The organism is Zoogloea oryzae (assembly GCF_030161255.1).
Lineage (GTDB): Bacteria > Pseudomonadota > Gammaproteobacteria > Burkholderiales > Rhodocyclaceae > Zoogloea > Zoogloea oryzae.
In genome coordinates this window covers 1-24291 of the sequence record NZ_BSPX01000031.1, presented here as the reverse complement: position 1 = coordinate 24291, position 24291 = coordinate 1, and the positions used below count along the sequence as shown (strand labels likewise).

Here is a 24291-nt window from a genome sequence, read left to right as displayed (position 1 = left end):
CCGCGCATGCAGACGGGTCATGGCGTCACTTTCTGACCACGCCGCAGCCCACCGCACACCCCGCCAGGGCCGCCGCACCACCGACACAGTTTCGTAAGCAGGATCAACGGCTTGAGCAAGAAAACCGAGAAAATTCAGGGCCTCACGGACGACGAGATAAGCGGTCATACCCCGATGATGCAGCAGTACCTTCGCATTAAAAGGGACCACCCGGACACGCTGCTCTTCTACCGGATGGGTGACTTCTACGAGCTGTTCTTTGAAGACGCCGAGAAGGCCGCGCGCCTGATGGACATCACCCTCACCACGCGGGGCGCGTCCGCCGGGCAGCCGATCAAGATGGCTGGCGTGCCGCATCATGCGGTCGAGCAATACCTCGCGCGGCTCGTCAAGCTGGGCGAATCCGTGGTGATCGCCGAGCAGGTGGGCGACCCGGGCGCCACCAAAGGCCCGATGGAGCGCGCGGTGTCGCGCATCGTCACGCCCGGCACGCTCACCGACGCCGCGCTGCTCGACGACAAGGCCGACGCGCCGCTGCTGGCGGTGAATCTGCACCGGGGCGTGCTGGGGCTGGCCTGGCTCAACCTCGCCAATGGCGACTTCCGGGTGCTCGAATGCGATGCGCCCCAGCTGGCCGCCCAGTTCGAACGCCTGCGCCCGGCCGAGGTGCTGATCCCCGACGGCCTGCGTCTGCCGCTGCTGGATCAGCTCGCCCCCAGCCTGCGCCGGCTGGCCGACTGGCAGTTCGACGCCGAGACCGCCCGCCGCCTGCTCACCGCCCACTTCGGCACCCGCGATCTGGCTGGCTTTGGCGCCGACGAGATGCCCGTGGCGCTGGCCGCCGCCGCCGCGCTGTTCGACTACGCTCGCGCCACCCAACGCCAGGCCCTGGCCCACATCACCGCGCTCACCGCCGAGCGCGATTCGGCCTACCTGCGCCTCGACGCCGCCACCCGGCGCAACCTGGAGCTCACCGAGACCCTGCGGGGCGAGGCCGCGCCCACCCTGCTGTCGCTCCTCGACACCTGCGCCACCAGCATGGGCTCGCGCTGGCTGCGTCACGCGCTGCACCACCCGCTACGCGACCGCGCCATCGCCGCCCATCGTCACGCCGCCGTGGCCGAGTTGGGCGAAGGCCCGGCCGAGATCACCCGTCGCGTGCTGCGCGGCGTATCGGACGTGGAGCGGATCACCGCTCGCGTGGCCCTGCGCAGTGCCCGCCCGCGGGATCTTTCGGCCCTGCGCGACAGCCTCGGTCGCCTCGCCGAACTCCGCGCCGCCCTCGGCACGCCCCAGGCGCCGCTGCTCCAACGGATGATGGAAGAGCTCGCCACGCCGGATGAGTCGCTGAACCTGCTCGTCGCCGCCATCGCGCCCGAACCGTCCACGGTGCTGCGCGACGGCGGCGTGATCGCCGAAGGCTTCGACGCCGATCTCGACGAACTGCGCGGCATCCAGACCAACTGCGGCGCCTTCCTGCTTGAACTCGAAGCCCGCGAGCGCGAACGCACCGGCGTGCCCAACCTCAAGGTGGAGTTCAACCGTGTTCATGGCTTCTACATCGAGATCTCCGCCGCCAACGCCGCCAAGATCGAGCTGCCCGACGACTACCGCCGCCGCCAGACCCTGAAGAACGCCGAGCGCTTCATCACGCCCGAGCTCAAAGCCTTCGAAGACAAGGCGCTCTCCGCCCAGGAGCGCGCCCTCACCCGCGAGAAGCTGCTCTACGAAGAGGTGCTCGACAAGCTCGCCGCCGACATCCCGCGCTTCCAGCGCATCGCCCGCGCCTGCGCGGTGCTGGACGGCCTCTCGGCCTTCGCCGAGGCCGCCGCCCGCTACGGCTACGCCCAGCCGCAGTTCTCGGATCAGCCGGGCATCGAGATTGTCGCCGGCCGGCATCCGGTGGTCGAACGGCAGGTGGAAAACTTCATCGCCAACGACTGCCGGCTCGATCCGACGCGTCGAATGCTGCTCATCACCGGCCCCAACATGGGCGGTAAATCCACCACCATGCGGCAGGTCGCGCTCATCGTGCTGCTCGCCCATGTGGGCTGCTTCGTGCCGGCAAGCGCCGCGCGCATCGGGCCGGTGGACGCCATCTTCACCCGCATCGGCGCGTCGGACGACCTCGCCTCAGGCCGATCCACCTTCATGGTCGAGATGACCGAGGCCGCCAGCATCCTCCACGGCGCCACCGACCAGAGCCTGGTGCTGATGGACGAGATCGGCCGCGGCACGTCCACCTTCGACGGCGTGGCGCTGGCCGTGGCCATCGCCCGTCACCTGCTCGAGAAGAACCGCTGCTGGACGCTCTTCGCCACCCATTACTTCGAGCTGACCCGCCTCGCCCAGGATTACCCCGAGTGCGCCAACGTGCACCTGGATGCGGTCGAGCACAACCACGGCATCGTCTTCCTGCACGCGCTGGAAGAAGGCCCGGCCAGCCAGAGCTACGGGATCGAGGTGGCGGCCCTGGCCGGCATCCCCGGCGCCGTGGTGCGCGACGCCAAGCGCCGCCTGCGCGCCCTGGAAAACCGCGAGATCAGCGGCGGCCCCCAGGCCGACCTGTTCGCCAGCCTGCCGCCCGACGAGCCCGAGACCATGTCGCACCCGGTGCTCGGCGCCCTGGCCGACATCGACCCGGACGCCCTCACCCCGCGGGAAGCCCTCGAAGCCCTGTACGAACTCAAGCGCCTGGGCGCCGGATGATGCGCCCCGCCCTGCTCCGCCACCTGCTTGCCGGCCTGGCCCTTGCCCTTGCGGGCAGCACGGCGATGGCCGCTGAGGGCTTTGCCTTCGGCCTTTTTGGCGACACGCCCTACAACGGCTTCGAGCGCCGCCACCTGCCGCTGCTCATCGCCCAGATGGACGCCGAGCCGCTGGCCTTCGTGGCCCACGTGGGCGACATCAAGGCCAGCAGCGAGCGCTGCGACGACACGCTGTACGCGGCCCGGCTGGCGGATTTCCAGACCAGCCACCACCCCTTCGTGTTCGTGCCCGGCGACAACGAATGGACCGACTGCAACCGCCGCGCCGCCGGTGGCTACGATCCGGTCGAACGCCTTGCGCGGCTGCGTCAGCTCTTCTTTGCCGATCCGCGCAAGAGCCTTGGCCGCAACCCGATGCCCGTCGAGAGCCAGGCGGATGATCCGGCCTTTGGCAAATGGATCGAGCACCAGCGCTGGCAGAAGGGCCCGGTGCTCTTCGCCACCCTCAACGTGCCGGGCAGCGACAACAATGTGGGCCGCGGCGCGGGCCCGTCGGAAGAGTTCGTGCAGCGCTCGGCGGCGGTCAAGGCCTGGGTGGCGGAAGCCTTCCGGCTGGCGCGGGAAAAGAAGCTCGAAGGCCTGGTGTTGATCCAGCAGGGCAACCCGGATCTGGAGGACTTCAGCGCCGGCCGGCCCAACCGGGCCTACCGGCAGCTGCTGGATCAGCTCCTCACCGAAACCCGCAGCTTTTCCGGCGAGGTGCTGTTCGTGCACGGCGACACCCACGTGCATCGCATCAACCAGCCCCTGGCCGACCCGGCCAGCGGTGCGCTGGTGGAGAACTTCACCCGCGTGGAAACCTTCGGCTCACCCTTCATGGGCTGGGTGAAGGTGGGCGTGACGCCGGGATCGAAGCCGCTGTTCCGCTTCGACTCCCGGCACTATTCGCCGGGCGCGGGTAATTGAGACTACTGCTGGACGGGGCGCAGCCGGGCCTGGACGCGCTCCAGCGCCCGACGCACGCCTTCGGCTGCGGCCTCGACGCCGTCGGTCGCGGCGGCTTCCTGCACCACGTGGTAATGCAGCACCAAGAGGCCGCGCATCTTGTCCCAGGCGAGCTGGTTGGTGGTGTTGCACAGACTGGTGTCGCCCCGCAGCACGGCCTCGGCCACGCCGGGTTCCAGCAGATGCACGTCGCACAACTGGGCCAGCCGGGCGATCTCCAGGTCGATGGCTTCCAGCTCGTGGTTGAAGTTTTCGAAGGTGCTCATGTTCCGTTTCCTTGAATCGCGCCACCGCAAGACCGGCGCCGTCGCTGCATTGCAGCATACACCCGTTCGACCATGAATCACGACATCGACATCGACATCAGCGAGGAAGGCGGCGTCCGCTACCTGCACTTTGGCTCCGACTGGGTTCAGGGCGCGATGCGCATCCGCAAGCCCGACGCCCTCGAACTCGACTACACCCGCGAGATGATGGCCGGGCTGCTGCTGCGCGATGCGCCGTGGCCGGCCCGGGTGCTGCTGATCGGCCTGGGCGCCGGTTCGCTCGCCAAGTTCGTCCACCGTCACGTGCCCCAGGCGCAGGTCACGGTGGTGGAGATCCTGCCCGAGGTGCATGCGGTGGCGAGCCAGTTCTTCCGCCTGCCCGACGAGGATGCGCGGCTGCGCGTGGTGATCGGCGACGGCGCGGCCTTCGTGGCCGAGGACGAGACCCAGTGGGATCTGATTGCGGTGGATGGTTTCGACAGCAAGGCCAGCGCCGGCGCGCTGTCCGGGCAGCCGTTCTACGAAGCCTGCCGCGCCCGACTGTCGGACCGGGGCCTGCTGTCGGTCAATCTGTTTGGCCAGCTGCGGGGCTTCAAGACCCAGCTCCAGCGCATCCGCAAGGCCTTCGGCGGCCGGGTGCTGGCGCTGCCGGAGGTGGATAGCGGCAACGTGGTGGCCTTCGCGACCACCGGTGCACCGGTCGAACTGAGCCTTGCCACCCTGCGGGAGCGGGCCAAGGCGCTGAAGGATGCGACGGGGCTTGATCTCACCCCGACGATCCGCCGGATGGAGAAATCCGGCAGCTATCCGGACAAGACCGTCCGCCTGTAACTCAGCCCTGGCAGGCCGCGGCCCGCTTCGCCAGCACCGCCCGCGCCACCTTTGAGGCCGGCGGGCGACCCAGGCGTTCGCTGATCCAGCCTGCGGTATCCACCAGCGCGTCGAGGTCGATGCCGGTGTGGATGCCGAGGCCGTTCATCAGATACACCACGTCCTCTGTCGCCACGTTGCCCGACGCGCCCGCCGCATACGGGCAGCCGCCCAGGCCCGCCACCGCCGCATCGAACACCGCCACGCCCGCCTCCAGCGACGCGTAGATGTTGGCCACCGCCTGCCCGTAGGTGTCGTGGTAGTGGCCGGCGAGCTTGCCCACCGGCACCTGGCGCGCCACCACGTCGAGCATCTGGCGCGTCTTGCCCGGGGTGCCGACGCCGATGGTGTCGCCCAGGCTCACCTCGTAACAGCCCATCTGGTAGAGCGTGGCAGCCACGTCGGCCACCGCTTGCGGATCGACTTCGCCCTCGTAGGGGCAACCGAGCACGCACGACACATAGCCGCGCACCTTCACGCCCGCGGCCTGGGCCGCGGCCATCACCGGCTCGAAGCGCTTGAGCGAGTCGGCGATGCTGCAGTTGATGTTCTTGCGGCTGAAGGACTCGGACGCGGCGCCGAACACCGCCACTTCGGTCGCTCTCACCGCCAGCGCCGCCTCGAAGCCCTGCAGGTTGGGCGTGAGCACCGGGTAATCGACGCCCGGCAGGCGCTGGATGCGGCGCATCACCTCGGCGTTGTCGCCCATCTGGGGCACCCACTTGGGCGACACAAAGGACGTGGCTTCGATGGCCGGCAGGCCGGCGGCGCCCAGGCGGGCGATCAGCTCGAGCTTGGTTTCGGTGCTGACCACCTGCTTTTCGTTCTGCAGCCCGTCGCGGGGGCCCATCTCGACGAGGCGGACATGGGTGGGGAGGGTCATCGTGGGTGCTCCGTCAGGCGGTTGCGGCTTCCTGGAGGCCCAGGGTCTGCTTCATCTTCTCGCGGATCTGGAACTTCTGGATCTTGCCGGTCACGGTCATCGGGAAGCTATCCACAAAGCTGATGTAGCGCGGGATCTTGTAGTGGGCGATCTGGCCCTGGCAGAAGGCGCGCACCTCGTCTTCGGTGAGGCGCTGGCCTTCGCGCACGATGATCCACGCGCACAGCTCCTCGCCGTATTTCTTGTCGGGCACGCCCACCACCTGCACGTCCAGCACCTTGGGGTGGCGGTAGAGGAATTCCTCGATCTCCCGCGGGTAGATGTTCTCGCCGCCGCGGATCACCATGTCCTTGATGCGCCCGACGATGTTGCAGAAGCCTTCCTCGTCGATGGTGGCGATGTCGCCGGTGTGCATCCAGCCGGCCTTGTCGATGGCTTCCGCAGTCTTGGCCTCGTCGCCCCAGTAGCCGAGCATCACCGAGTAGCCGCGGGTGCACAGCTCACCCGGGGTGCCGGCGGGCACGATGCGGCCTTCGTTGTCGACGATCTTTACCTCGCAGTGGGGCTGCACGCGGCCCACGGTGGACACCCGGCGCTCGATCGGGTCGTCGGTGCCGCTCTGGAAGCTCACCGGCGAGGTCTCGGTCATGCCGTAGGCGATGGTCACCTCGCCCATGTTCATCTTGTCGATGACGCGCTTCATCACCTCGATGGGGCACGGGCTGCCGGCCATGATGCCGGTGCGCAGGCTGGAAAGATCGAAGCCCGCGAACTCCGGGTGATCCAGCTGGGCGATGAACATGGTGGGCACGCCGTAGCTGGCGGTGCACTTTTCTTCGGCCACCGCCTCGAGCACCGCGAGGGGCTCGAAGGCCTCGGCGGGATAGACCATGGTCGCGCCGTGGGTCAGGCAGCCCAGGTTGCCCATCACCATGCCGAAGCAGTGGTACAGCGGCACCGGGATGCACACCCGGTCGCCCGGCACCAGGCGGATCGCCTCGCCCACGAAGAAGCCGTTGTTGAGGATGTTGTGATGGGAGAGCGTCGCACCCTTGGGGTTGCCGGTGGTGCCGGAGGTGAACTGGATGTTGATCGGATCGTCGAACTGCAGGCGTTCGCCGAGTTCTTCCAGCTCGCCCAGCTCGTCGCGGTTGGGCGAGACGAACAGGTCGTCGAAGTTGAGCATCCCGGCGCTGTGATCAATGCCCATGCGGATCACGATCTCCAGGCTCGGCAGCTTGTGGGCGCGCAGCAGGCCGGCTTCGCAGTGGGCGAGCTCCGGCGCCAGATCGGCGAGCATCGTCAGGTAATCGCTGCTCTTGAAGCTGGGCGACAGGATCAGCGCCCGGCAGCCCACTTTGTTGAGGGCGTATTCGAGCTCGCTGCGGCGGTAGGCGGGGTTGATGTTCACCAGCACCAGCCCGGCCTTGGCGGTGGCGAACTGGGTCAGCGCCCACTCCACGTTGTTCTGGGACCAGATGCCGATCCGCTCACCCGGCTGCAGGCCCAGCCGACGCAGCCCGCAGGCCAGGGCATCCACCTTCTGGCGCAGCTCGCCGTAGGTGAGGCGCACTTTCTGGTGGCGCACCACCAGCGCCTCGCGGCTGCTGTGGCGGGCACAGGCTTCGTCAAAATAACGGCCGATGGTCTGGCCGATCAGGGGTTTGTCCGACGCACCGTGGACGTAGCTCAGTCGATTGCTCATGTGTCTCCTCACACCCGATACTCGGTTTGCACCCGCCAGCTGTACCGCTGGTACTTGTAGGTCGGACTTCAGTCCGACGACCGTTGCCGGATTCGAGCGTGGATGTCGGACTGAAGTCCGACCTACATGCCCGATCTGCCGATCTCTGCAAGCACCAGCCCTGGCAGGTGCGGCGTGGCGAACGTCCGTCTTCGCGGCTCATCCGCCTGATCCGGCCGCAGCAAAATGCTGCAGTCCCTTACAAAAAAACCTGTACTGCAAAGCCCGATGGGGCAAAGGCCTGGTACAAGGCCTTGCGATCCGGGTTCTGCGCTGTGCAGGCGGGGCAGAAAGCCTCGCCTTCACGCTTTTCAGCCAGCCCCGCCCGCCCTGAAGCCTTGCGGGCGAAGCCTGATGCTTCGGTCGCAAAGCGCGAAACCCTGCGACCCGGGCAATAAACCTTGCGCTTGAAACCCACAGCCTTGCGCGCAAGGTAAAAAGCCTTGCCATCGAAGCCCGAAGCCTCGGGGTGCAAGGCTGAAAGCCTCGCGACCGTCCCGGAAAACCTTGCGACCCCGGCTCATATCCTTGCGGTGCAAGGCTTTGAGGCGTACGGCCGAGGCTCTGGGTTTTGCGGAGCAAGGCCCAAAGCCTTGCAGTCCAGGCCGCGGGCCTTGCCGCATCTGCCTCACGGCCCGCGGCAGGATCAGGCCGCGACCTCGAACTCCACCAGCTCGGCCCCGTCGCCCACCTGATCTCCCACCGCAAAGCGGAAGGCCTTGACCGTGCCGGCGGCGGGCGCGGTGATGGTGTGCTCCATCTTCATGGCTTCGAGGATCAAGAGCGGCGCGCCCTTCTCCACCGTGGCGCCTTCGGCCGCCACCAGCGCGATGACCTTGCCGGGCATCGGGGCCAGCAGGCCGCCTTCGGCACCGCCGCCCTCGCCGCCGTGGTGGAGCGGGTCCACCGCCGCAAACTGCCACGCCCGGCCCTGGCCAAACACGTGACGGCGCTCGCCGGCAACGATCACCGTGGCGGTGGTGCGCAGGCCGTCGAACTCGGCCCGCAGCAGACCGCGGGGGTTGAGGGTGCCGGAGATGTGGCTCACGCGGCCGTCCAGGGCCACATCAAAGCTGTTGCCGCGATGGGTGATCGTGAGGTGCTTTTCCACCTCGCCCAGCCGGTAGATCTTGCTGCGGCTGGGCGCGGCATTCACGCGCCAGCCGTCGCGCCGGTGCCAGGGCGAATCGGGTTCGCAGTGGCGGGCAGCCAGGCCCTGGGCGTGCTCGCGCTCGCGCAGCAGATCGGCCAGCGCCACGGCCAGCCAGGCTTCCCGGGCGGGCTCGACCTGCTCGGGGAAGAGGTAATCCTTCTCGCGCTCGATGAGGCCGGTGTCGAGATCGGCGTTGGCAAAGGCCGGGCAGGCGGTGAGGCGCGACAGGAACTCGATGTTGTTGGCGACGCCCACCACCCGGTACTCGGCCAGGGCCTGGAGCATGCGGGCCAGGGCACGGTCGCGGTTTACATCCCACACGATGAGCTTGGCGATCATCGGGTCGTAGAAGGGGCTGATCTCGTCGCCCTCCTCCACGCCGGTATCCACGCGCACGTGCAGGTTCTCGTCGGGCGGCGACAGGTGCGCCAGCCGCCCGGTGGAAGGCAGGAAGCCCTTGGCCGGGTCTTCGGCGTAGATGCGCGCCTCCAGCGCGTGGCCGTTGATGGCCAGCTGCTCCTGGGCCAGGGGCAGCGGTTCGCCGGAGGCCACGCGGAGCTGCCACTCCACCAGATCGAGCCCGGTAATCATCTCGGTGACCGGGTGCTCCACCTGCAGGCGGGTGTTCATCTCCATGAAATAGAAGGTGCCGTCCTGGTTGGCGATGAACTCGACGGTACCGGCGCCCACGTAGCCTACGGCCTTGGCCGCATCCACCGCGGCCTTGCCCATCGCGGCGCGGCGTTCGGCGGTCATGCCGGGCGCTGGCGCTTCTTCGAGCACCTTCTGGTGGCGGCGCTGCACCGAGCAGTCGCGCTCGAACAGATACACCACGTTGCCGAAGGTGTCGCCGAACACCTGGATCTCGATGTGGCGCGGGCGGGTGAGGTATTTCTCGACCAGCACGTGGTCGTCGCCAAAGCTCGACGCCGCCTCGCGCTTGCAGGAAGCCAGCGCGTCGATGAAATCCTCGCTCTTCTCGACGAGGCGCATGCCCTTGCCGCCACCGCCGGCCGCGGCCTTGATGAGCACCGGGTAGCCGATGGCGTCGGCCTGCACGTTGAGGAAGGCCGGCTCCTGGTTGTCGCCGTGGTAGCCCGGGGTGAGCGGCACCTGGGCCTTCTCCATCAGCTTCTTGGCTTCGGACTTGGAGCCCATCGCCCGGATCGCCGACACCGGCGGGCCGATGAAGACGATGCCGGCGGCGTCGCAGGCGTGGCAGAACTCTTCGTTCTCGGAGAGGAAACCGTAGCCCGGGTGGATCGCCTCGGCGCCGGTCTGCTTGGCTGCCGCGATGATCTTGTCGATGACGAGATAGCTCTCCCGCGCCGCGGCCGGGCCGATATGCACGGCTTCATCAGCCAGGCGCACATGGCGCGCACCGGCGTCGGCGTCGGAATACACCGCGACGGTCTTGATGCCCAGGCGGCGAGCCGTCTTGATGACGCGGCAGGCAATCTCGCCGCGGTTCGCAATCAGAATCTTGTTGAACATGCTGGTCTCCCCCGCCCCGGCACATGCCTGCCCGAAGCTGCTGATTCTGTAGGTCGGACTTCAGTCCGACATCTGTGTGTGTCTCGTTTGCTGTAGGCAGCGTTGTCGGACTGAAGTCCGACCTACGTCGACCTACAGGGCCTATTCGTTCGGCACCCACGCCGCCTGGCGCTTGTCGAGGAAGGCGGCGAGGCCTTCCTTCGCCTCGGGCGTGGCGCGCAGTTCGGCGATGCGGCGGGCGGTGTCTTCCACCACGGCGTCGCTCACCGGCTGGTCGGCCACCGCGCGGATCAGATCCTTCGCCGCTGCCTGGGATTTCGGCCCGCCCTGCATCAGCGCGGCAACGATCCCGGCTACCTTGGCGTCGAGTTCTTCCGGCGCGACCACTTCGTGGGCGAGGCCCAGGGCCTTGGCCTCGGCGGCGGAGATCCGCTCGGCGGTCTGGAAGTAGCGCCCCGCCTGACGGGCGCCGATGGCGCGAAGCACGTAGGGGCTGATGGCCGACGGGATGATCCCGAACTTCACCTCCGAGGTGGCGAAGCTCGCCGCCGTCGAGGCCACGCAGATGTCGCAGGCCGACGCGAGGCCCATGCCGCCACCGAGGGCCGCGCCCTGCACCCGGGCGATGGTCGGTTTGGTGAGCTCGGCCAGGGCCCGCAGCATCCCGGCGAGCTTGCGGGCGTCGGCGAGGTTTGCTTCCACCGACGCATCCGCCGCGCGGCGCATCCAGTTGAGGTCGGCGCCGGCCGAGAAGCTCTTGCCCCGCCCGGCGAGCACCACCACGCGCACGCTGTCGTCAGCGTCGAGCTGCCGGCAGGCGGCGGTGAGTTCGGCGATCAGCGCCTCGTTGAAGGCGTTGTGCACGTCCGGACGGTTCATCCAGATGGTGGCGATGGGGCCGTCGCGGAGGATTTCCAGGGTTTCATACATGGCGTTGAACCTGTAAGGAGTAAGGCGTGAGGAGTGAGGAGGCCGGATTCAAAGGAGGTGCGCTCACGATCGCCAGCGCACCAGGCCAAAACAAGGCCCTCCTCACTCCTTACTCCTAACGCCTCACTGCTTCTTACATTCGGAACAGACCGAACCTGGTCGGCTGGATCGGGGCGTTGAGGCTGGCCGAGAGCGACAAGCCGAGGATGCGCCGGGTCTGGGCCGGGTCCACCACGCCGTCGTCCCACAGGCGGGCGGTGGCGTAGTACGGGTGGCCCTGATCCTCGTATTGCTGGCGGATCGGCGACTTGAAGGCTTCTTCCTCGTCCTTGGTCCAGGCGCCGCCCTTGGCCTCGATGCCGTCGCGGCGCACGGTGGCGAGCACGCTGGCGGCCTGCTCGCCACCCATCACCGAGATGCGGCTGTTGGGCCACATCCACAGGAAGCGCGGGCTGTAGGCGCGGCCGCACATGCCGTAGTTGCCGGCGCCAAAGCTGCCGCCGATCAGCACGGTGAGCTTGGGCACCTGGGCGGTGGCGACCGCCGTGACCATCTTGGCGCCATCCTTGGCGATGCCGCCGTTCTCGTACTTGCGGCCGACCATGAAGCCGGTGATGTTCTGCAGGAAGACCAGCGGCACGCCGCGCTGGGCACACAGCTCGATGAAGTGGGCGCCCTTCTGAGCCGACTCGCCGAACAGGATGCCGTTGTTGGCGACGATGCCGATGGGCATGCCGTAGAGGTGCGCAAAGCCGGTGACCAGCGTGGTGCCGTAGCGCGCCTTGAACTCGTCGAAGCGCGAGCCATCGACGATGCGGGCGATCACCTCGCGCACGTCGTAGGGCTTGCGGGTGTCGGTGGGGATGATCCCGTAGATCTCGGACGGGTCGTACAGGGGCTCTTCGCTGCTCGCCAGATTGAGGCCCACCGGCTTCACGCGGTTGAGGGTGCTCACGATGCGCCGGGCGATGGAGAGCGCGTGGGTGTCGTTCTCGGCCAGGTGGTCGGCCACGCCGGAGACGCGGGTGTGCACGTCGCCGCCGCCCAGATCCTCGGCGGTCACCACCTCGCCGGTGGCGGCCTTCACGAGCGGCGGGCCGCCCAGGAAGATCGTGCCCTGGTTCTTGACGATCACCGTCTCGTCACTCATCGCCGGCACATAGGCGCCGCCGGCGGTGCACGAGCCCATCACCACCGCAATCTGCGGGATGCCCTCGGCCGACATGTTGGCCTGGTTGAAGAAGATCCGGCCAAAGTGGTCGCGATCCGGGAAAACTTCATCCTGCTTGGGCAGGAAGGCGCCGCCGGAATCCACCAGGTAGATGCACGGCAGCTTGTTCTGCTGGGCGATCTCCTGGGCGCGCAGGTGCTTCTTGACCGTCATCGGGTAGTAGGTGCCGCCCTTCACGGTGGCATCGTTGGCGACGATCATGCACTCGACGCCATTCACCCGGCCGATGCCGGCGATGACGCCCGCCGACGGGGCCTCGTTGTCGTACATGCCGTAGGCGGCGAGCTGGCCGATCTCGAGGAAGCCGGTGCCGGGGTCGAGCAGGTGATCCACACGGTCGCGGGGCAGCAGCTTGCCCCGGGCGGTGTGCTTGGCGCGGGCCGATTCACCGCCGCCGAGGGACACCTGGGCGGCCTTCTCACGCAGGTCGGCGACGACCTTGCCCATCGCCTCGGCGTTGGCCTGGAATTCGGGCGAACGCGTGTTGATGCTGGATTTGATGACGGTCATGGGGGCTCCAGGCTTACGCGGTCTCGGAGAACAGTTCGCGGCCGATCAACATCCGGCGGATCTCGCTGGTGCCGGCGCCGATCTCGTAGAGCTTGGCGTCGCGCCACAGGCGGCCGGTGGCGTATTCGTTGGTGTAGCCCACGCCGCCGAGGGTCTGGATCGCCTCGCCGGCCATCCAGGTGGCCTTCTCGGCGGAGTACAGGATGGCGCCGGCGGCGTCCTTCCGCAGGGTGCGAGCGTGGTCGGTCTTGTCACAGGCCTGGCCGAGGGCATACACGTAAGCGCGGTTGGCCATCCAGGTGGAGTACATGTCGGCCACCTTGCCCTGCATCAGCTGGAACTCGCCGATGCTCTGGCCAAACTGCTTGCGGTCGTGGAGGTAGGGCACGACGATGTCCATGCACGCGGCCATGATGCCCAACGGGCCGCCGCACAGCACGGCGCGCTCGTAGTCGAGGCCACTCATCAGCACCTTGGTGCCGTTGCCCACGCCGCCCAGCACGTTCTCTTCGGGCACTTCACAGTCGTCGAAGAACAGCGGGTAAGTGTTGGAGCCGCGCATGCCCAGCTTGTCCAGGTGCGAGCCGTGGGTGAAGCCCTTCATGCCCTTCTCGACGATGAAGGCGGTCATGCCTTTGGCGCCGGCCTCCAGATCGGTCTTGGCATAGACCACCAGCGTGTCGGCGTCGCCGCCGTTGGTGATCCACATCTTCGAGCCGTTGAGCACGTAACGGTCGCCCTTTTTATCGGCGCGCAGCTTCATGCTCACCACGTCGGAGCCGGCGTTGGGCTCGCTCATCGCCAGCGCGCCGATGTGGTCGCCGGAGATCAGCTTGGGCAGGTATTTCTGCTTCTGGGCTTCGGTGCCGTTACGGCGGATCTGGTTGATGCACAGGTTGGAGTGGGCGCCGTAGGACAGGCCAACCGAGGCCGAGGCGCGGGAGACTTCTTCCAGCGCGATGATGTGGGCGAGGTAGCCCATGTTGGTGCCGCCGTATTCTTCCGGGGCGGTCATCCCGTGCAGGCCCAGGTCACCCAGCTTCTTCCACAGATCGGCCGGGAAGAGGTTGTCCCGGTCGATCTCGGCCGCGCGGGGCGTGATCTCCTTGGCTGCGAAGGCCTGCACGGTGTCGCGCAGGGCCTCGATGGTTTCGCCGAGGTGGAAGTTCAGGCTGGGGATGTTCATGGGTTGTCTCCTCCGGTTTGTTCTGGGCCGAATCGTGTGCAATGCACCGTTCGAGTGCCCCGCAGCGTACGTGGTCAGCGGTGGCCGCGGGCGCCATCGTGGTTGCAAATCGTGCCACGCGATCATCTCAAGCGGTAAGATTTCGTCACCATGACGATCCGTACTCCCGACGCCCCGCCGCCGTCCCGCCCGGGACGCGCCGCCACGCCCATCGCCTTCATCCGCGCCATCGTGCTGGCCTACCGCCGGTATGGCATCGACCCGGCCGGCGCGCTCGCCAGGGCCGACATCGATCCGGCCGCACTCGACGATCCGGACGCCCGCGTCACCGCCGCCCAGATGGAACTCATTTCCGGCCACGCGATGCAGGAACTCGACGACGAGGCGCTGGGCTGGTTCTCGCGCCGCCTGCCGTGGGGCAGCTACGGCTTGCTGTGCCGCGCGTCGCTGGGTTCGCCCGATCTGGGCGTGGCGCTCAAGCGCTGGTGCCGCCATCACCGGCTGCTCACCGACGACATCGGCCTCACGCTGGCGGTGGATAGATCCGTGGCCACCCTCACGATCACCCCCAACCGGCCCCTGGGTGAGATGCACGAGTTCTGCCAGGTGACGCTGCTGCGCTACGTGCTGGGCTACGCCTGCTGGGCGATTGATTCGCGGATTCCGCTACTGGAGAGTTGTTTCCCCTTCGCCGCGCCGCCCCACGCCGATGCCTATGAACTGATGTTCCCCGGTCCGCTGCGCTTCGATGCGGAGTTGGCGGCGATCCGCTTCGACGCGCGCTACCTGGATCTGCCGATCCGCCGGGACGAGGCGGCCTTGCGCGCCATGCTCCAGCGGGCCCTGCCCCTCACGGTGCTGCAATACCGCCGTGACCGCTTGCTGGTGGAAGGCGTGCGGCGCTTCCTGCGCGATCCGGCCAATGGCGCCGCCACTGCCGAGATCGTGGCGGGCAGCCTTAACGTGTCGGTGCGCACCCTGCACCGGCAGCTCAGCGACGAAGGCTCGTCGCTCCAGCAGCTCAAGGACGAAGCCCGCCGCGCCCGGGCGATCGAGCTCCTCAACCGCAGCCAGCGCTCGATCAAGCAGATCTCGGCGCTGGTGGGTTTTCGCAACGAGAAGAGTTTTGCCCGGGCTTTCCGGGCCTGGACGGGGGTGCCGCCGCAGACCTTCCGGGATCGGAAGATTGCCTGCGACGCGGATGACAAGGGCAATCCGGCCGGGTAAAGATCACCGCATTCCGTCATCCGTGATGAATTTTACGGTTTATTGCAATTGAAATGTTGCACTGCAACCATACGGAGGCGTATGCTTCGATCTGTCTCCTCCACCCTCTCCTCCTTTGGTGTGGATTTAACCCGAGCGGCCTACGGCCCCTCGGGTTTTTCTTTTTCTGGCGCCGTGTGGGAAAAACCTGCTTCGCGGGCCGATCAGGCTGCCGGATCGGTGATCCGGTCGACCCGCGAATAGACCGAAAACCCGCTCCCCCGCAGCCACCCGACAAGGGTCAAGCCGGCTGCTTCCGCGTTGCGCACCGCCATCCCGGTGGGCGCCGACACTGCCGCCAGCAGCTGGATGCCGGCGCTGGCGGCCTTGTGGACGAGCTCGTGGCTGGCCCGGCTGGTGATGAGCACAAAGCCGGCCGCCGGGTCGATTCGCTGGCGACGCAAGGCGCCAATGAGTTTGTCGAGCGCGTTGTGGCGACCGACGTCTTCACGCACGAGATGGATTTCGCCATCAATCCCGGCCCACCCCGCCGCATGCACGCCGCCACTCTGGCGATGCAGCCCCTGGACTTCCGGCAGCGCAGCGATGGCGCGGGTCAGCGCCTCGGCCGGCACGGCAAGGGTTTCGGCCACCTTGGGCACCGGCAGGATGGCCTGCTCCAGGCTCTCCCGACCGCACAGCCCGCAGCCCGTGCGCCCGGCCAGCTGCCGACGGGTCGCCTTGAATCCCTGAAAACGCTCGGCCGTGACGCGCAGCTGCAACTCGATGCCGGCCGGCGTGGCGCTGATCTCCACCTCCAGCAGCTCCGCCGGGCTGGCGATGAGGCCTTCGCTGAGGCTGAAGCCGAGCGCGAAGTCTTCCAGATCGGTGGGCGTGGCGAGCATCACCGCGTGGGAGATGCCGTTGTACACCAGCGCCACCGGCACCTCCTCGACGACCGAATCCTCCACCCGCTCCACACCCTCCGGCCCGAAGCGCAGGGCCGGCACACGCATGAGCGCAGAAAAAGCGTCGCCCTCCTCCACCGTCACGCGTCCGGCCCCGCGGGAAGCAGCGCGTGCTGGTCGGCGTCGGTGCGGGTGAAGTCGGCCTGCCAGCGGGCAGGCTGCTCGCCCAGCGAGACCTGAACGGCGGTCACCTTGTACTCGGGGCAGTTGGTGGCCCAGTCGGAGTTGTCGGTGGTCACCACGTTGGCGCCGGAATTCGGGAAGTGGAAGGTGGTGTAAACCACCCCCGGCTGCATCCGCTCGGACACCCGCGCCCGCAGCCGCGTCTCCCCGGCACGGCTTTCGATGTGCACCCAGTCGCCGTCGGCAATGCCCCGGTCCGCGGCGTCCAGCGGATGGATGTCGAGCCGGTCCTCGCCGTGCCACGCGGTGTTGGCGGTGCGGCGGGTCTGGGCGCCCACGTTGTACTGGCTGAGGATGCGCCCGGTGGTGAGGATCAGCGGGAAGCGCCGGGTGACCTTCTCGGTGGTCGGCACGTATTCGGTGACGACAAAACGCCCGAGGCCGCGGGTGAACTGCTCGGTGTGCATGATCGGCGTGCCGGCGGGCGACGCGTCATTGCACGGCCACTGCAGGCTGCCGGCGGCATCCAGGCGGTCGTAGCTCACCCCGGCAAAGCTGGGCGTGAGCGCGGCGATCTCGTCCATGATCTCGGACGGGTGGCGGTAATCCATCGCCACGCCCAAAGCCTGGGCCAGCGCCTGGGTGGCCTGCCAGTCGGCCTTGCCGGAGAGCGGCTCCATCACCTTGCGCACCCGCGAGATGCGCCGCTCGGCGTTGGTGAAGGTGCCGTCCTTCTCGAGGAAAGACGCGCCCGGCAGGAACACGTGGGCAAACTTGGCCGTCTCGTTGAAGAAGATGTCCTGTACCACCAGGCATTCCAGCGAGCGCAGCGCGGCCTGAACGTGCTGGGTGTTGGGGTCGGACTGGGCCATGTCTTCGCCCTGCACGTACATGCCCTTGTAGCTGCCGGCAATCGCCGCGTCGAACATGTTGGGGATGCGCAGGCCGGGCTCCGGGTCGAGCGTCACGCCCCAGCGGGCCTCGAACGCCTCGCGCACCGCCGCATCGGCCACCGAGCGATAGCCCGGCAGCTCGTGCGGAAACGACCCCATGTCGCAGGAGCCCTGCACGTTGTTCTGCCCGCGCAGCGGGTTCACCCCCACGCCGGGCCGGCCGATGTTGCCGGTGGCCATGGCGAGGTTGGCGATGCCCATCACCATCGTCGAGCCCTGGCTGTGCTCGGTGACGCCCAGCCCGTAGTAGATCGCCCCGTTGCCGGCGCCGGCGTAGAGGCGCGCCGCGGTGCGGATGGCATCCGCCGACACGCCGGTGATGCCCGAGACGACCTCCGGGCTGTTCTCTTGCTGCAGCACGAACTCGCGCCACGCCGCAAAGGCCTCAGGCTCGCAGCGCTCGGCAACGAAGGCTTCATCCACCAGCCCCTCGGCGACGATCACATGGGCCAGCGCGTTGATCATCGCCACGTTGGTGCCGGGCCGGAGCGCCAGATGGTGCGCCGCCGCCACGTGGGGCGTGCGCACGAGATCGATGGCGCGGGGGTCGATCACGATGAGCTCGGCGCCCTGGCGGATGCGTTTCTTGAGCAGCGAGCCGAACACCGGGTGGCCGTCGGTGGGGTTGGCGCCGATCACCACGACCACATCGGCCGACAGCACGGATTCGAAATCCTGCGTGCCGGCAGATTCGCCCAGCGTCTGCTTGAGGCCGTAGCCGGTGGGCGAATGGCAGACCCGGGCGCAGGTGTCCACGTTGTTGTTGCCGAAGCCGGCGCGCACCAGTTTCTGGACGAGGTAGGTCTCTTCGTTGGTGCACCGGGACGACGTGATCCCGCCCACCGCCAGCCGGCCGTACTTGGCCTGGATGCGCCGGAACTCGCTCGCCGCGTAGGCCAGGGCTTCGTCCCACGACACCTGGCGCCACGGCGCGTCGATGCTTTCGCGGATCATCGGGGTGGTCACCCGGTCCGGGTGGGTGGCGTAGCTCCACGCAAAGCGGCCCTTCACGCAGGCGTGGCCAGCGTTGGCGCCGCCGGATTTGTCCGGCACCATCCGCACCACCTGCTCGCCCTTCACCTCGGCCACGAAGCCGCAGCCCACGCCGCAGTAGGCGCAGGTGGTGGCCACGCTGCGCTGGGCCTGGCCGGCGGCGATCAGGCTCTTCTCGGCCAGCGTCGCCGTCGGGCAGGCCGCCACGCAGGCACCACACGAGACGCATTCCGAGCCGAGAAATCCTTCGTCCGCGCCGGCCGTCACCTTCGATTCAAAACCCCGCCCGGCGATGGTCAGGGCGAAGGTGCCCTGCACTTCCTCGCAGGCCCGCACGCAGCGGCTGCACACAATGCACTTGGCGGGATCGAAGCTGAAGTACGGGTTGGATTCGTCCTTGGGCTGGGCGTGGGCGGCGTCGAAGTGGTTGTCGCCGGCAAAGCCGTAACGCACCTCGCGCAAGCCCACCACGCCCGCCATGTCCTGCAGCTCGCAGTTGCCGTTGGCGGCGCAGGTGAGGCAATCGAGGGGGTGATCGGAGATGTACAGCTCCATCACCCCGCGGCGTAGCTCGGCGAGCCTGGGCGACTGGGTGACGACGCGCATCCCCGCTTCCACCGGCGTGGTGCACGACGCCGGATAACCCCGCCGGCCCTCGATCTGCACCAGGCACAGCCGGCACGAGCCGAAGGCCTCCAGCGTATCGGTGGCGCACAGCTTGGGGATCGGGATGCCGGCCTCCGCCGCGGCGCGCATCACCGAGGTGCCGGCGGCTGCGACCACCTGCTGGCCGTCGATGGTGAGGGTGACGGTGTGATCCGACGTGACCGGCGGCGTGCCGAGATCGGTCTGGCAGTGGCAGCTCATTGCGCCTCCCCGGAATCAAGGCCGAAATCGGCCGGAAAATGCCTGAGCGCTGACTGCACCGGGAAAGGCGTCATCCCGCCCATCGCGCACAGCGAGCCGTCGGTCATCAGGCTGCACAGATCCTGCAGCAGCGCGACGTTGGCGGCCCTGTCGTCGCCGGCGATGATGCGGTCGATGACTTCCATGCCGCGGGTCGAGCCGATGCGGCACGGGGTGCATTTGCCGCAGGATTCCTCGGCGCAGAACTCCATCGCAAAGCGCGCCATCCGGGCCATGTCCACGCTGTCGTCGAACACCACCACGCCCCCGTGGCCGATCATCGCGCCGCGGGCGGCGAAGGCTTCGTAATCCAGCGGCAGGTCGAAATCCGCCGGCGGCACATAGGCGCCCAGCGGGCCGCCCACTTGCACCGCGCGGACCGGCCGGCCGCTGGCGGTGCCGCCGCCAAAGTCCTCCAGCAGCGCGCGCAGCGTCAGCCCGAACGCTTTTTCCACCAGCCCGCCCCGGCGCACGTTGCCGGCGAGCTGGAACGGCAGCGTGCCCAGCGAGCGGCCCTGGCCGAAATCCCGGTAGAACGCAGCCCCCTTGGCGAGGATCACCGGCACGCTGGCCAGGGTGATGAGGTTGTTGATGACCGTCGGCTTGCCGAACAGGCCTTTCACCGCGGGCAGCGGCGGCTTGACGCGCACCTGCCCGCGCTTACCCTCGATGCTCTCCAGCATCGCGGTTTCTTCGCCGCAGATGTAGGCGCCGCCGCCCAGCCGCGCCTCGATGTCGAAGGCCCGGCCCGAGCCGAGGATGTCGTCGCCCAGCAGGCCGGCCTCCCGTGCGAGCTTGAGCGCCGCGTTCACCACCCGCCAGGCGCGGGGATATTCGGAGCGCAGATAGACGTAACCGCGGCTCGCCCCCACCGCCAGCCCGGCGATCACCATGCCCTCGATCAGGCAGAACGGGTCGCCCTCCAGCAGCATGCGATCCGAGAAGGTGCCGGAATCGCCCTCGTCGGCATTGCACACCACGTACTTTTCAATGCCCGGCGCGCCCAGCACCGTGCGCCACTTGATACCCGCCGGGAAGGCGGCGCCGCCCCGCCCGCGCAGGCCAGAGTCGGTGACCGCCTGGATGATGTCCGAAGCCGTCATCGCCAGCGCCGCCCGCAGTCCGACCAGCCCGCCGTGGGCCGCGTAATCATCCAGCGACAGCGGATCGACCACCCCCACCCGGGCGAAGGTCAGCCGCTCCTGCTGCTTGAGGAAGGGGATCTCCTCCGTCGGCCCGAGGGCCAGGGGATGCGCGCCGCCGGTGAGAAAGCCCGCATCCAGCAGGCCCGGCACGTCGGCCACGTCCACCGGCCCATAGGCCACGCGGCCGGCCGGGGTTGCCACCTCCACCAGCGGCTCCAGCCAGAACAGCCCTCGGGAGCCGTTGCGCACCAGCTCGATCGACACGCCCCGGGCAGCCGCGCCAGCTGCAATCGCCAAGGCGACTTCCTCGGCCCCCAGCGACAGCGCGGTGGTGTCGGCCGGCAAATACACGCGCACACTCATCACATGTCCTCCCGCAAGCCGGCGAGCAGGCAGTCGAAGCGCGCCGCATCCACCCGCCCGATCACCTCGTCGCCCACCCGCAGAGACGGCCCACAGGCGCAGTTGCCCAGGCAATACACCGGCTCAAGGCTCACGGCGCCATCGGCGGTGGTCTGGTGATATCCGACGCCCAGCACGGCCAGCGCGTGGGCCTCCAGCGCCTCGCCACCCCGCGCCTGACAGGCCTCGGCGCGGCACAGCTGGATCACCTGCCGGCCCGGCGGCGAGGTGCGGAAGTGGTGGTAGAAGCTGATGACCCCATGCACCTCGGCGCGGGACAGGTTGAGCGCCTGGGCAATGGCCGTCGTGGCCTTCGGCGGCACCCATCCGAGTTCGTCCTGGATGGCATGGAGGATTGGCAGCAAGGCATCCTGCCGGGGCGGGTGGGCAGCGATCAGTCGCTGGACGATGGCGGCATTGGGCATGACGGGACGATGGGCCGGGATGGTGGGCAAACGGCATGATTCTACGCCCGGGAATTTCACCAGGTGGGCAGGATTTCACAGCCGCCTCAAAGCCACACAGAACCCGTTTCCGACCGCCGCCCTCGCCGTCGGTTGACCTGCGCCAAACCTTCGGCCAATCCGGATACCACGCCCCCGCGCCGGCGCCTATGCTCAAATTGCACCCACCGCCGGGAGTCCCGCCATGCCGGACACACCTTCCACCATCATCCGCGACGCCACGCCCCTCTACGATGGCGCCCGCGCCCTTCACGGCTATTTTCTGTACACTTGGTTCACCCACTTCCTGGGCGTGCTCCTGCACAACATCCAGCGCTGGCGCGCCGCCGGCCTGCTGGACGAAGACGGCCGCGCCAGCCCGGCCTTCCGGCAACTGCCGGTGGATTTCAACGCCCTCGACCTGGAAAAGCTGGCCTACTTCTGCGGCATCTACTTCTACGTCGAATCCGCCCACAAGCAGGCCAACTACCGGCTGATGCACGTCACAACCCGCAAGCGGGTGCTCTATCTGCGCGGTTTCGACTACGAAGCCGCCGTTGCCGCCAGCGACACCCTGGCAGTAGGTATAGCCACGGTCGATACCACTCGCTTCAACCATACGCTGAGCGAATTACTCGGCGCCGAGTTCGACCTCTTCAAGGCCATGAGCCCCAAGGATCTGTACTGGGAAACCATCGGCCCCCAACGCCATTTTTACGGCGACTACGCGGCGCTGATCCGCTCCGCCAACCAGCCGATCCGCTCCGTCCATCTCAACGCGCTGCACTGGAAGGACGACATCGCCCAGCTGGCCGGGCAGGTGGATTACTTCGTCGTGTACGTCTCGTCGATCACCGAGAGCGTGCTGTGGGAGATGCATCACCTCATCGACACCGGCCGGGCGCCGCTGACCACCGTGGTGTTCGACCGGCAGGCGATCCTCACCAAGAACATCCACGCCGATCTCTACAAGGACATCCCGGCGCTGGCCATCGGCCCGGTGCGCTGGCTGCCGTCCCGGGAGCGCAGCTCGGACGACGACATCCGCGCCTTGCGGGATGAGCTGGAAAAGGTCTTCACGGTGATCGATATCGAGGATCTCGACGCCGAAGCGCCCGCCCTGATGGCGCGCATCCGCGCCGCTGCGCCCGTCCAGCCCGACGCCCAACGCAACACCTGGCTCGACTTCCGCTTCTACCCAGCGCTTGACGACGCCACCCTCGACTACCTGCGCCGCCTCGACGACGCCCTGTGGGCCGAGGTCGAACCCGAAGCCGGCGCACCCATCGACGCCCTGCCCTTCCGCATCAACCAGATCCTGCTGCGGGTGTTCACCGCGCTGCTTTTCGGCCAGCACCGGGACGCCGGCTGCGCGCTGGCCGTGTACGCCGGGATCATGAAAACCCTGCTCGACCACTACACCGCCGCCGGTCGGGTCGAAGGCTTCGACTCGCCGGACGACTTCGCCAACGGCTTGGGCGCGCTCACCGACCACCACGCCACCGCCGCGGCGATCAGTTGGGCTTTTTTGTGCTCGGGCCAGCCCCACGAGTTTGGCAACTACACGGCAGCCGCCCGGGCCGATTACGACCGGCTCTTTACCGCCGCCCGGCAGCAGACCGAGGCCTTCCTGCGCGCCCTACACGCCACCTAACCCGCCATCAGCCCCGACACCCGCAGCACCCGACGCTCCACCGCCCGCGCCAGCACCGTCGAGGCGGGCGCGTCGGCCAGCGTGAACCACTGCCGGGCGCGGGTGATGCCGGTGTAGATCAGCTCGCGGGTGAGGATCGGGCTCAGGCTCTCGGGCAGCGCCATCGCCACGTGGGTGAACTCCGAGCCCTGAGACTTATGCACCGTGAGGGCGAACACCGTCTCCACCGCCTGCAGCCGGCTGGGCTGGACCCACTTGATGCCGTGGCTGCCATCTCCCGCCGGAAACGCCACCCGCAGCACGCCACCGGGTAGTTCCAGGGTGATGCCAATGTCGCCGTTCATCAGCCCCAGGCCGTAATCGTTGCGGGTGACGAGCACCGGCCGTCCGGCGTACCAGCCCTCCGCCGCCGGAATCAGCCCGTCCTCCTTCAACCAGCCGGCGATCCGCCGGTTGAGCCCTTCCACGCCCCACGGCCCGCGGCGCAGGCCGCACAGCAGCTGGAACTGCCCGTGGGCGGCGAGCACCTTCCGGGCCCAGTCGTCGATGGCGTCTTGCGCGGCGCCGACAACCGGCCGGGCATCGCGCAAGGTTTCGAGGTAATGCCGGTAGCCCAGCGGCCGCTCCCCGGCGTAGGCCTTGCCGGTGTCGCCCTCCACCACCAGCCGGCGCAGCGCGCGCTCGTCGGCGCCCTCGCCCACCGCCACGCGGGCGAGATCGGCAAAGCTAGCGTCGAAGCAGCCGGCGGCCGCGTCCACGTCGCCGGCGTTCACCGCCGCCGCGAGCTGGCCGATCCCGCTGTCGTGGCGGAAGCGGTGGCTGAAGCGCAGCATCGCCACCGCCTGATCGAGGGCCGTGCCGGCCGGGTCGAGGAGCGACGCGGGGATCGTCGCGCCTGTCACGTCGGCGATCCAGCCGGCGGTCTCGGCGGTGTAATGGCCTTCCGACGCCCGGCCGCACAGCTCGCCCAGCACCGCGCCGGCCTCGACCGACGCCAGCTGATCCTTGTCGCCCAGCAGCACCAGCCGCGCCCGGGCCGGCAGCGCGGCGAGCACCGCGGCCATCATCTCCAGATCGACCATCGACGCCTCATCCACCACCAGCACATCCACCGGCAGCGGGTTGCCCGCGTGGTGGCGGAAGTGGCGCGAATCCGGCCGGCTGCCGAGGAGGCGGTGGAGCGTCGTCACCTGCACCGGGATCGCCGCGCGCACGGCCTCGCCGTCGGGCAGCGCATCGAGGGCCAGCTTGGCCACCGCACCGGCGATGGATTCGTTGAGCCGCGCCGCGGCCTTGCCGGTGGGCGCGGCGAGGCGGATGCGCAGCGCACGTCCGGCATCGCCCGCAAGGGCAAGGGTCTGCAGCACCGCCAGCAGGCGCACCACGGTGGTCGTCTTGCCGGTGCCGGGGCCGCCGGTGACGATGGCAAAGGCGCTGCGGGCGGCCAGCGCGCAGGCGAGCTTCTGCCAGTCCAGCCCGTTGGCGGCAGGCGGAAACAGCGCGTCGAGCGCGGCACGC

At 68.3% G+C, this 24291-nt stretch carries 18 protein-coding genes; 5 read left to right on the top strand and 13 right to left on the bottom strand.

What is annotated here, in order from left to right:
- Positions 1-177 precede the first annotated feature (177 nt).
- Both mutS and QQK25_RS11505 read left to right on the top strand, forming a co-directional pair.
- Complete coding sequence (gene mutS, locus QQK25_RS11510; RefSeq protein ID WP_438696436.1) at positions 178-2709, top strand: DNA mismatch repair protein MutS; 2532 nt, start codon at positions 178-180, stop codon at positions 2707-2709.
- Positions 2706-3674, top strand: a complete 969-nt coding sequence (locus tag QQK25_RS11505) for a hypothetical protein (protein WP_284188059.1) — start codon at positions 2706-2708, stop codon at positions 3672-3674. Before mutS ends, QQK25_RS11505 begins: the two co-directional genes overlap by 4 nt.
- Positions 3675-3676: 2 nt before the next feature.
- Here QQK25_RS11505 and QQK25_RS11500 read toward each other — a convergent pair whose 3' ends face one another.
- Positions 3677-3979, bottom strand: a complete 303-nt coding sequence (locus QQK25_RS11500) for a hypothetical protein (RefSeq protein ID WP_284188058.1) — start codon at positions 3977-3979, stop codon at positions 3677-3679.
- Positions 3980-4051: 72 nt separating this feature from the next.
- Here QQK25_RS11500 and QQK25_RS11495 point away from each other — a divergent pair, with 72 nt between their 5' ends.
- Positions 4052-4810 (top strand): fused MFS/spermidine synthase, encoded by a 759-nt coding sequence (locus QQK25_RS11495; protein WP_284188057.1) that lies wholly within the window; start codon positions 4052-4054, stop codon positions 4808-4810.
- A gap of 1 nt (position 4811) precedes the next feature.
- Here the strand turns inward: QQK25_RS11495 and QQK25_RS11490 are convergent, their stop codons facing one another.
- The 7 genes from QQK25_RS11490 to QQK25_RS11460 form a co-directional block, all read right to left on the bottom strand.
- A complete protein-coding gene (locus QQK25_RS11490; RefSeq protein WP_284188056.1) occupies positions 4812-5732 on the bottom strand; it encodes a hydroxymethylglutaryl-CoA lyase in 921 nt (306 codons plus the stop codon).
- A gap of 13 nt (positions 5733-5745) precedes the next feature.
- Complete coding sequence (locus QQK25_RS11485) at positions 5746-7437, bottom strand: AMP-binding protein (protein ID WP_284188055.1); 1692 nt, start codon at positions 7435-7437, stop codon at positions 5746-5748.
- A 238-nt stretch (positions 7438-7675) separates the two neighbouring features.
- Positions 7676-7951 (bottom strand): hypothetical protein, encoded by a 276-nt coding sequence (locus QQK25_RS11480; protein ID WP_284188054.1) that lies wholly within the window; start codon positions 7949-7951, stop codon positions 7676-7678.
- 171 nt (positions 7952-8122) lie between these two features.
- Positions 8123-10123: an acetyl/propionyl/methylcrotonyl-CoA carboxylase subunit alpha gene (locus tag QQK25_RS11475; protein ID WP_284188053.1), complete on the bottom strand. Its 2001-nt coding sequence runs from the start codon at positions 10121-10123 to the stop codon at positions 8123-8125.
- Between the two features lie 141 nt (positions 10124-10264).
- Entirely contained in the window at positions 10265-11053 is a 789-nt protein-coding gene (locus QQK25_RS11470) for an enoyl-CoA hydratase/isomerase family protein (protein ID WP_284188052.1), read from the bottom strand.
- A 133-nt stretch (positions 11054-11186) separates the two neighbouring features.
- Positions 11187-12794, bottom strand: coding sequence for a carboxyl transferase domain-containing protein (locus QQK25_RS11465; RefSeq protein WP_284188051.1), 1608 nt, complete (start codon positions 12792-12794; stop codon positions 11187-11189).
- A gap of 13 nt (positions 12795-12807) precedes the next feature.
- A complete protein-coding gene (locus QQK25_RS11460; RefSeq protein WP_284188050.1) occupies positions 12808-13980 on the bottom strand; it encodes an isovaleryl-CoA dehydrogenase in 1173 nt (390 codons plus the stop codon).
- Between the two features lie 150 nt (positions 13981-14130).
- Here QQK25_RS11460 and QQK25_RS11455 point away from each other — a divergent pair, with 150 nt between their 5' ends.
- On the top strand, positions 14131-15207 hold the full coding sequence (locus QQK25_RS11455) for an AraC family transcriptional regulator (protein ID WP_284188049.1): 1077 nt from the start codon (positions 14131-14133) through the stop codon (positions 15205-15207).
- 203 nt (positions 15208-15410) lie between these two features.
- Here the strand turns inward: QQK25_RS11455 and fdhD are convergent, their stop codons facing one another.
- The 4 genes from fdhD to QQK25_RS11435 are packed head-to-tail and all read right to left on the bottom strand — an operon-like array spanning position 15411 to position 21131.
- Positions 15411-16202 (bottom strand): formate dehydrogenase accessory sulfurtransferase FdhD, encoded by a 792-nt coding sequence (gene fdhD / locus QQK25_RS11450; RefSeq protein ID WP_284188048.1) that lies wholly within the window; start codon positions 16200-16202, stop codon positions 15411-15413.
- A gap of 32 nt (positions 16203-16234) precedes the next feature.
- Positions 16235-19090: a formate dehydrogenase subunit alpha gene (fdhF, locus tag QQK25_RS11445; protein ID WP_284188047.1), complete on the bottom strand. Its 2856-nt coding sequence runs from the start codon at positions 19088-19090 to the stop codon at positions 16235-16237.
- Positions 19087-20637 carry a formate dehydrogenase beta subunit gene (locus QQK25_RS11440; protein ID WP_284188046.1) on the bottom strand — a complete coding sequence of 517 codons (1551 nt, stop codon included), beginning with the start codon at positions 20635-20637 and terminating at the stop codon, positions 19087-19089. The genes fdhF and QQK25_RS11440 overlap by 4 nt, the downstream gene beginning before the upstream one ends.
- Positions 20637-21131, bottom strand: a complete 495-nt coding sequence (locus QQK25_RS11435; protein ID WP_284188045.1) for a formate dehydrogenase subunit gamma — start codon at positions 21129-21131, stop codon at positions 20637-20639. The genes QQK25_RS11440 and QQK25_RS11435 overlap by 1 nt, the downstream gene beginning before the upstream one ends.
- A 193-nt stretch (positions 21132-21324) precedes the next feature.
- Between QQK25_RS11435 and QQK25_RS11430 the strand changes: the two genes are divergently transcribed.
- Complete coding sequence (locus tag QQK25_RS11430) at positions 21325-22773, top strand: hypothetical protein (RefSeq protein ID WP_284188044.1); 1449 nt, start codon at positions 21325-21327, stop codon at positions 22771-22773.
- Here QQK25_RS11430 and recD read toward each other — a convergent pair.
- A partial coding sequence (recD, locus tag QQK25_RS11425) for an exodeoxyribonuclease V subunit alpha (protein ID WP_284188043.1) occupies positions 22770-24291 on the bottom strand: 1522 nt, incomplete at its 5' end. The two genes, QQK25_RS11430 and recD, sit on opposite strands and share 4 nt — an antisense overlap.

Coding starts and splice junctions, on each gene's coding strand:
- mutS (WP_438696436.1), top strand. CDS start 178: ATGCAGCAGTACCTTCGCATTAAAAGGGACCACCCGGACACGCTGCTC.
- QQK25_RS11505 (WP_284188059.1), top strand. CDS start 2,706: ATGATGCGCCCCGCCCTGCTCCGCCACCTGCTTGCCGGCCTGGCCCTT.
- QQK25_RS11500 (WP_284188058.1), bottom strand. CDS start 3,979: ATGAGCACCTTCGAAAACTTCAACCACGAGCTGGAAGCCATCGACCTG.
- QQK25_RS11495 (WP_284188057.1), top strand. CDS start 4,052: ATGAATCACGACATCGACATCGACATCAGCGAGGAAGGCGGCGTCCGC.
- QQK25_RS11490 (WP_284188056.1), bottom strand. CDS start 5,732: ATGACCCTCCCCACCCATGTCCGCCTCGTCGAGATGGGCCCCCGCGAC.
- QQK25_RS11485 (WP_284188055.1), bottom strand. CDS start 7,437: ATGAGCAATCGACTGAGCTACGTCCACGGTGCGTCGGACAAACCCCTG.
- QQK25_RS11475 (WP_284188053.1), bottom strand. CDS start 10,123: ATGTTCAACAAGATTCTGATTGCGAACCGCGGCGAGATTGCCTGCCGC.
- QQK25_RS11470 (WP_284188052.1), bottom strand. CDS start 11,053: ATGTATGAAACCCTGGAAATCCTCCGCGACGGCCCCATCGCCACCATC.
- QQK25_RS11465 (WP_284188051.1), bottom strand. CDS start 12,794: ATGACCGTCATCAAATCCAGCATCAACACGCGTTCGCCCGAATTCCAG.
- QQK25_RS11460 (WP_284188050.1), bottom strand. CDS start 13,980: ATGAACATCCCCAGCCTGAACTTCCACCTCGGCGAAACCATCGAGGCC.
- QQK25_RS11455 (WP_284188049.1), top strand. CDS start 14,131: ATGACGATCCGTACTCCCGACGCCCCGCCGCCGTCCCGCCCGGGACGC.
- fdhD (WP_284188048.1), bottom strand. CDS start 16,202: ATGCGTGTGCCGGCCCTGCGCTTCGGGCCGGAGGGTGTGGAGCGGGTG.
- fdhF (WP_284188047.1), bottom strand. CDS start 19,090: ATGAGCTGCCACTGCCAGACCGATCTCGGCACGCCGCCGGTCACGTCG.
- QQK25_RS11440 (WP_284188046.1), bottom strand. CDS start 20,637: ATGAGTGTGCGCGTGTATTTGCCGGCCGACACCACCGCGCTGTCGCTG.
- QQK25_RS11430 (WP_284188044.1), top strand. CDS start 21,325: ATGCCGGACACACCTTCCACCATCATCCGCGACGCCACGCCCCTCTAC.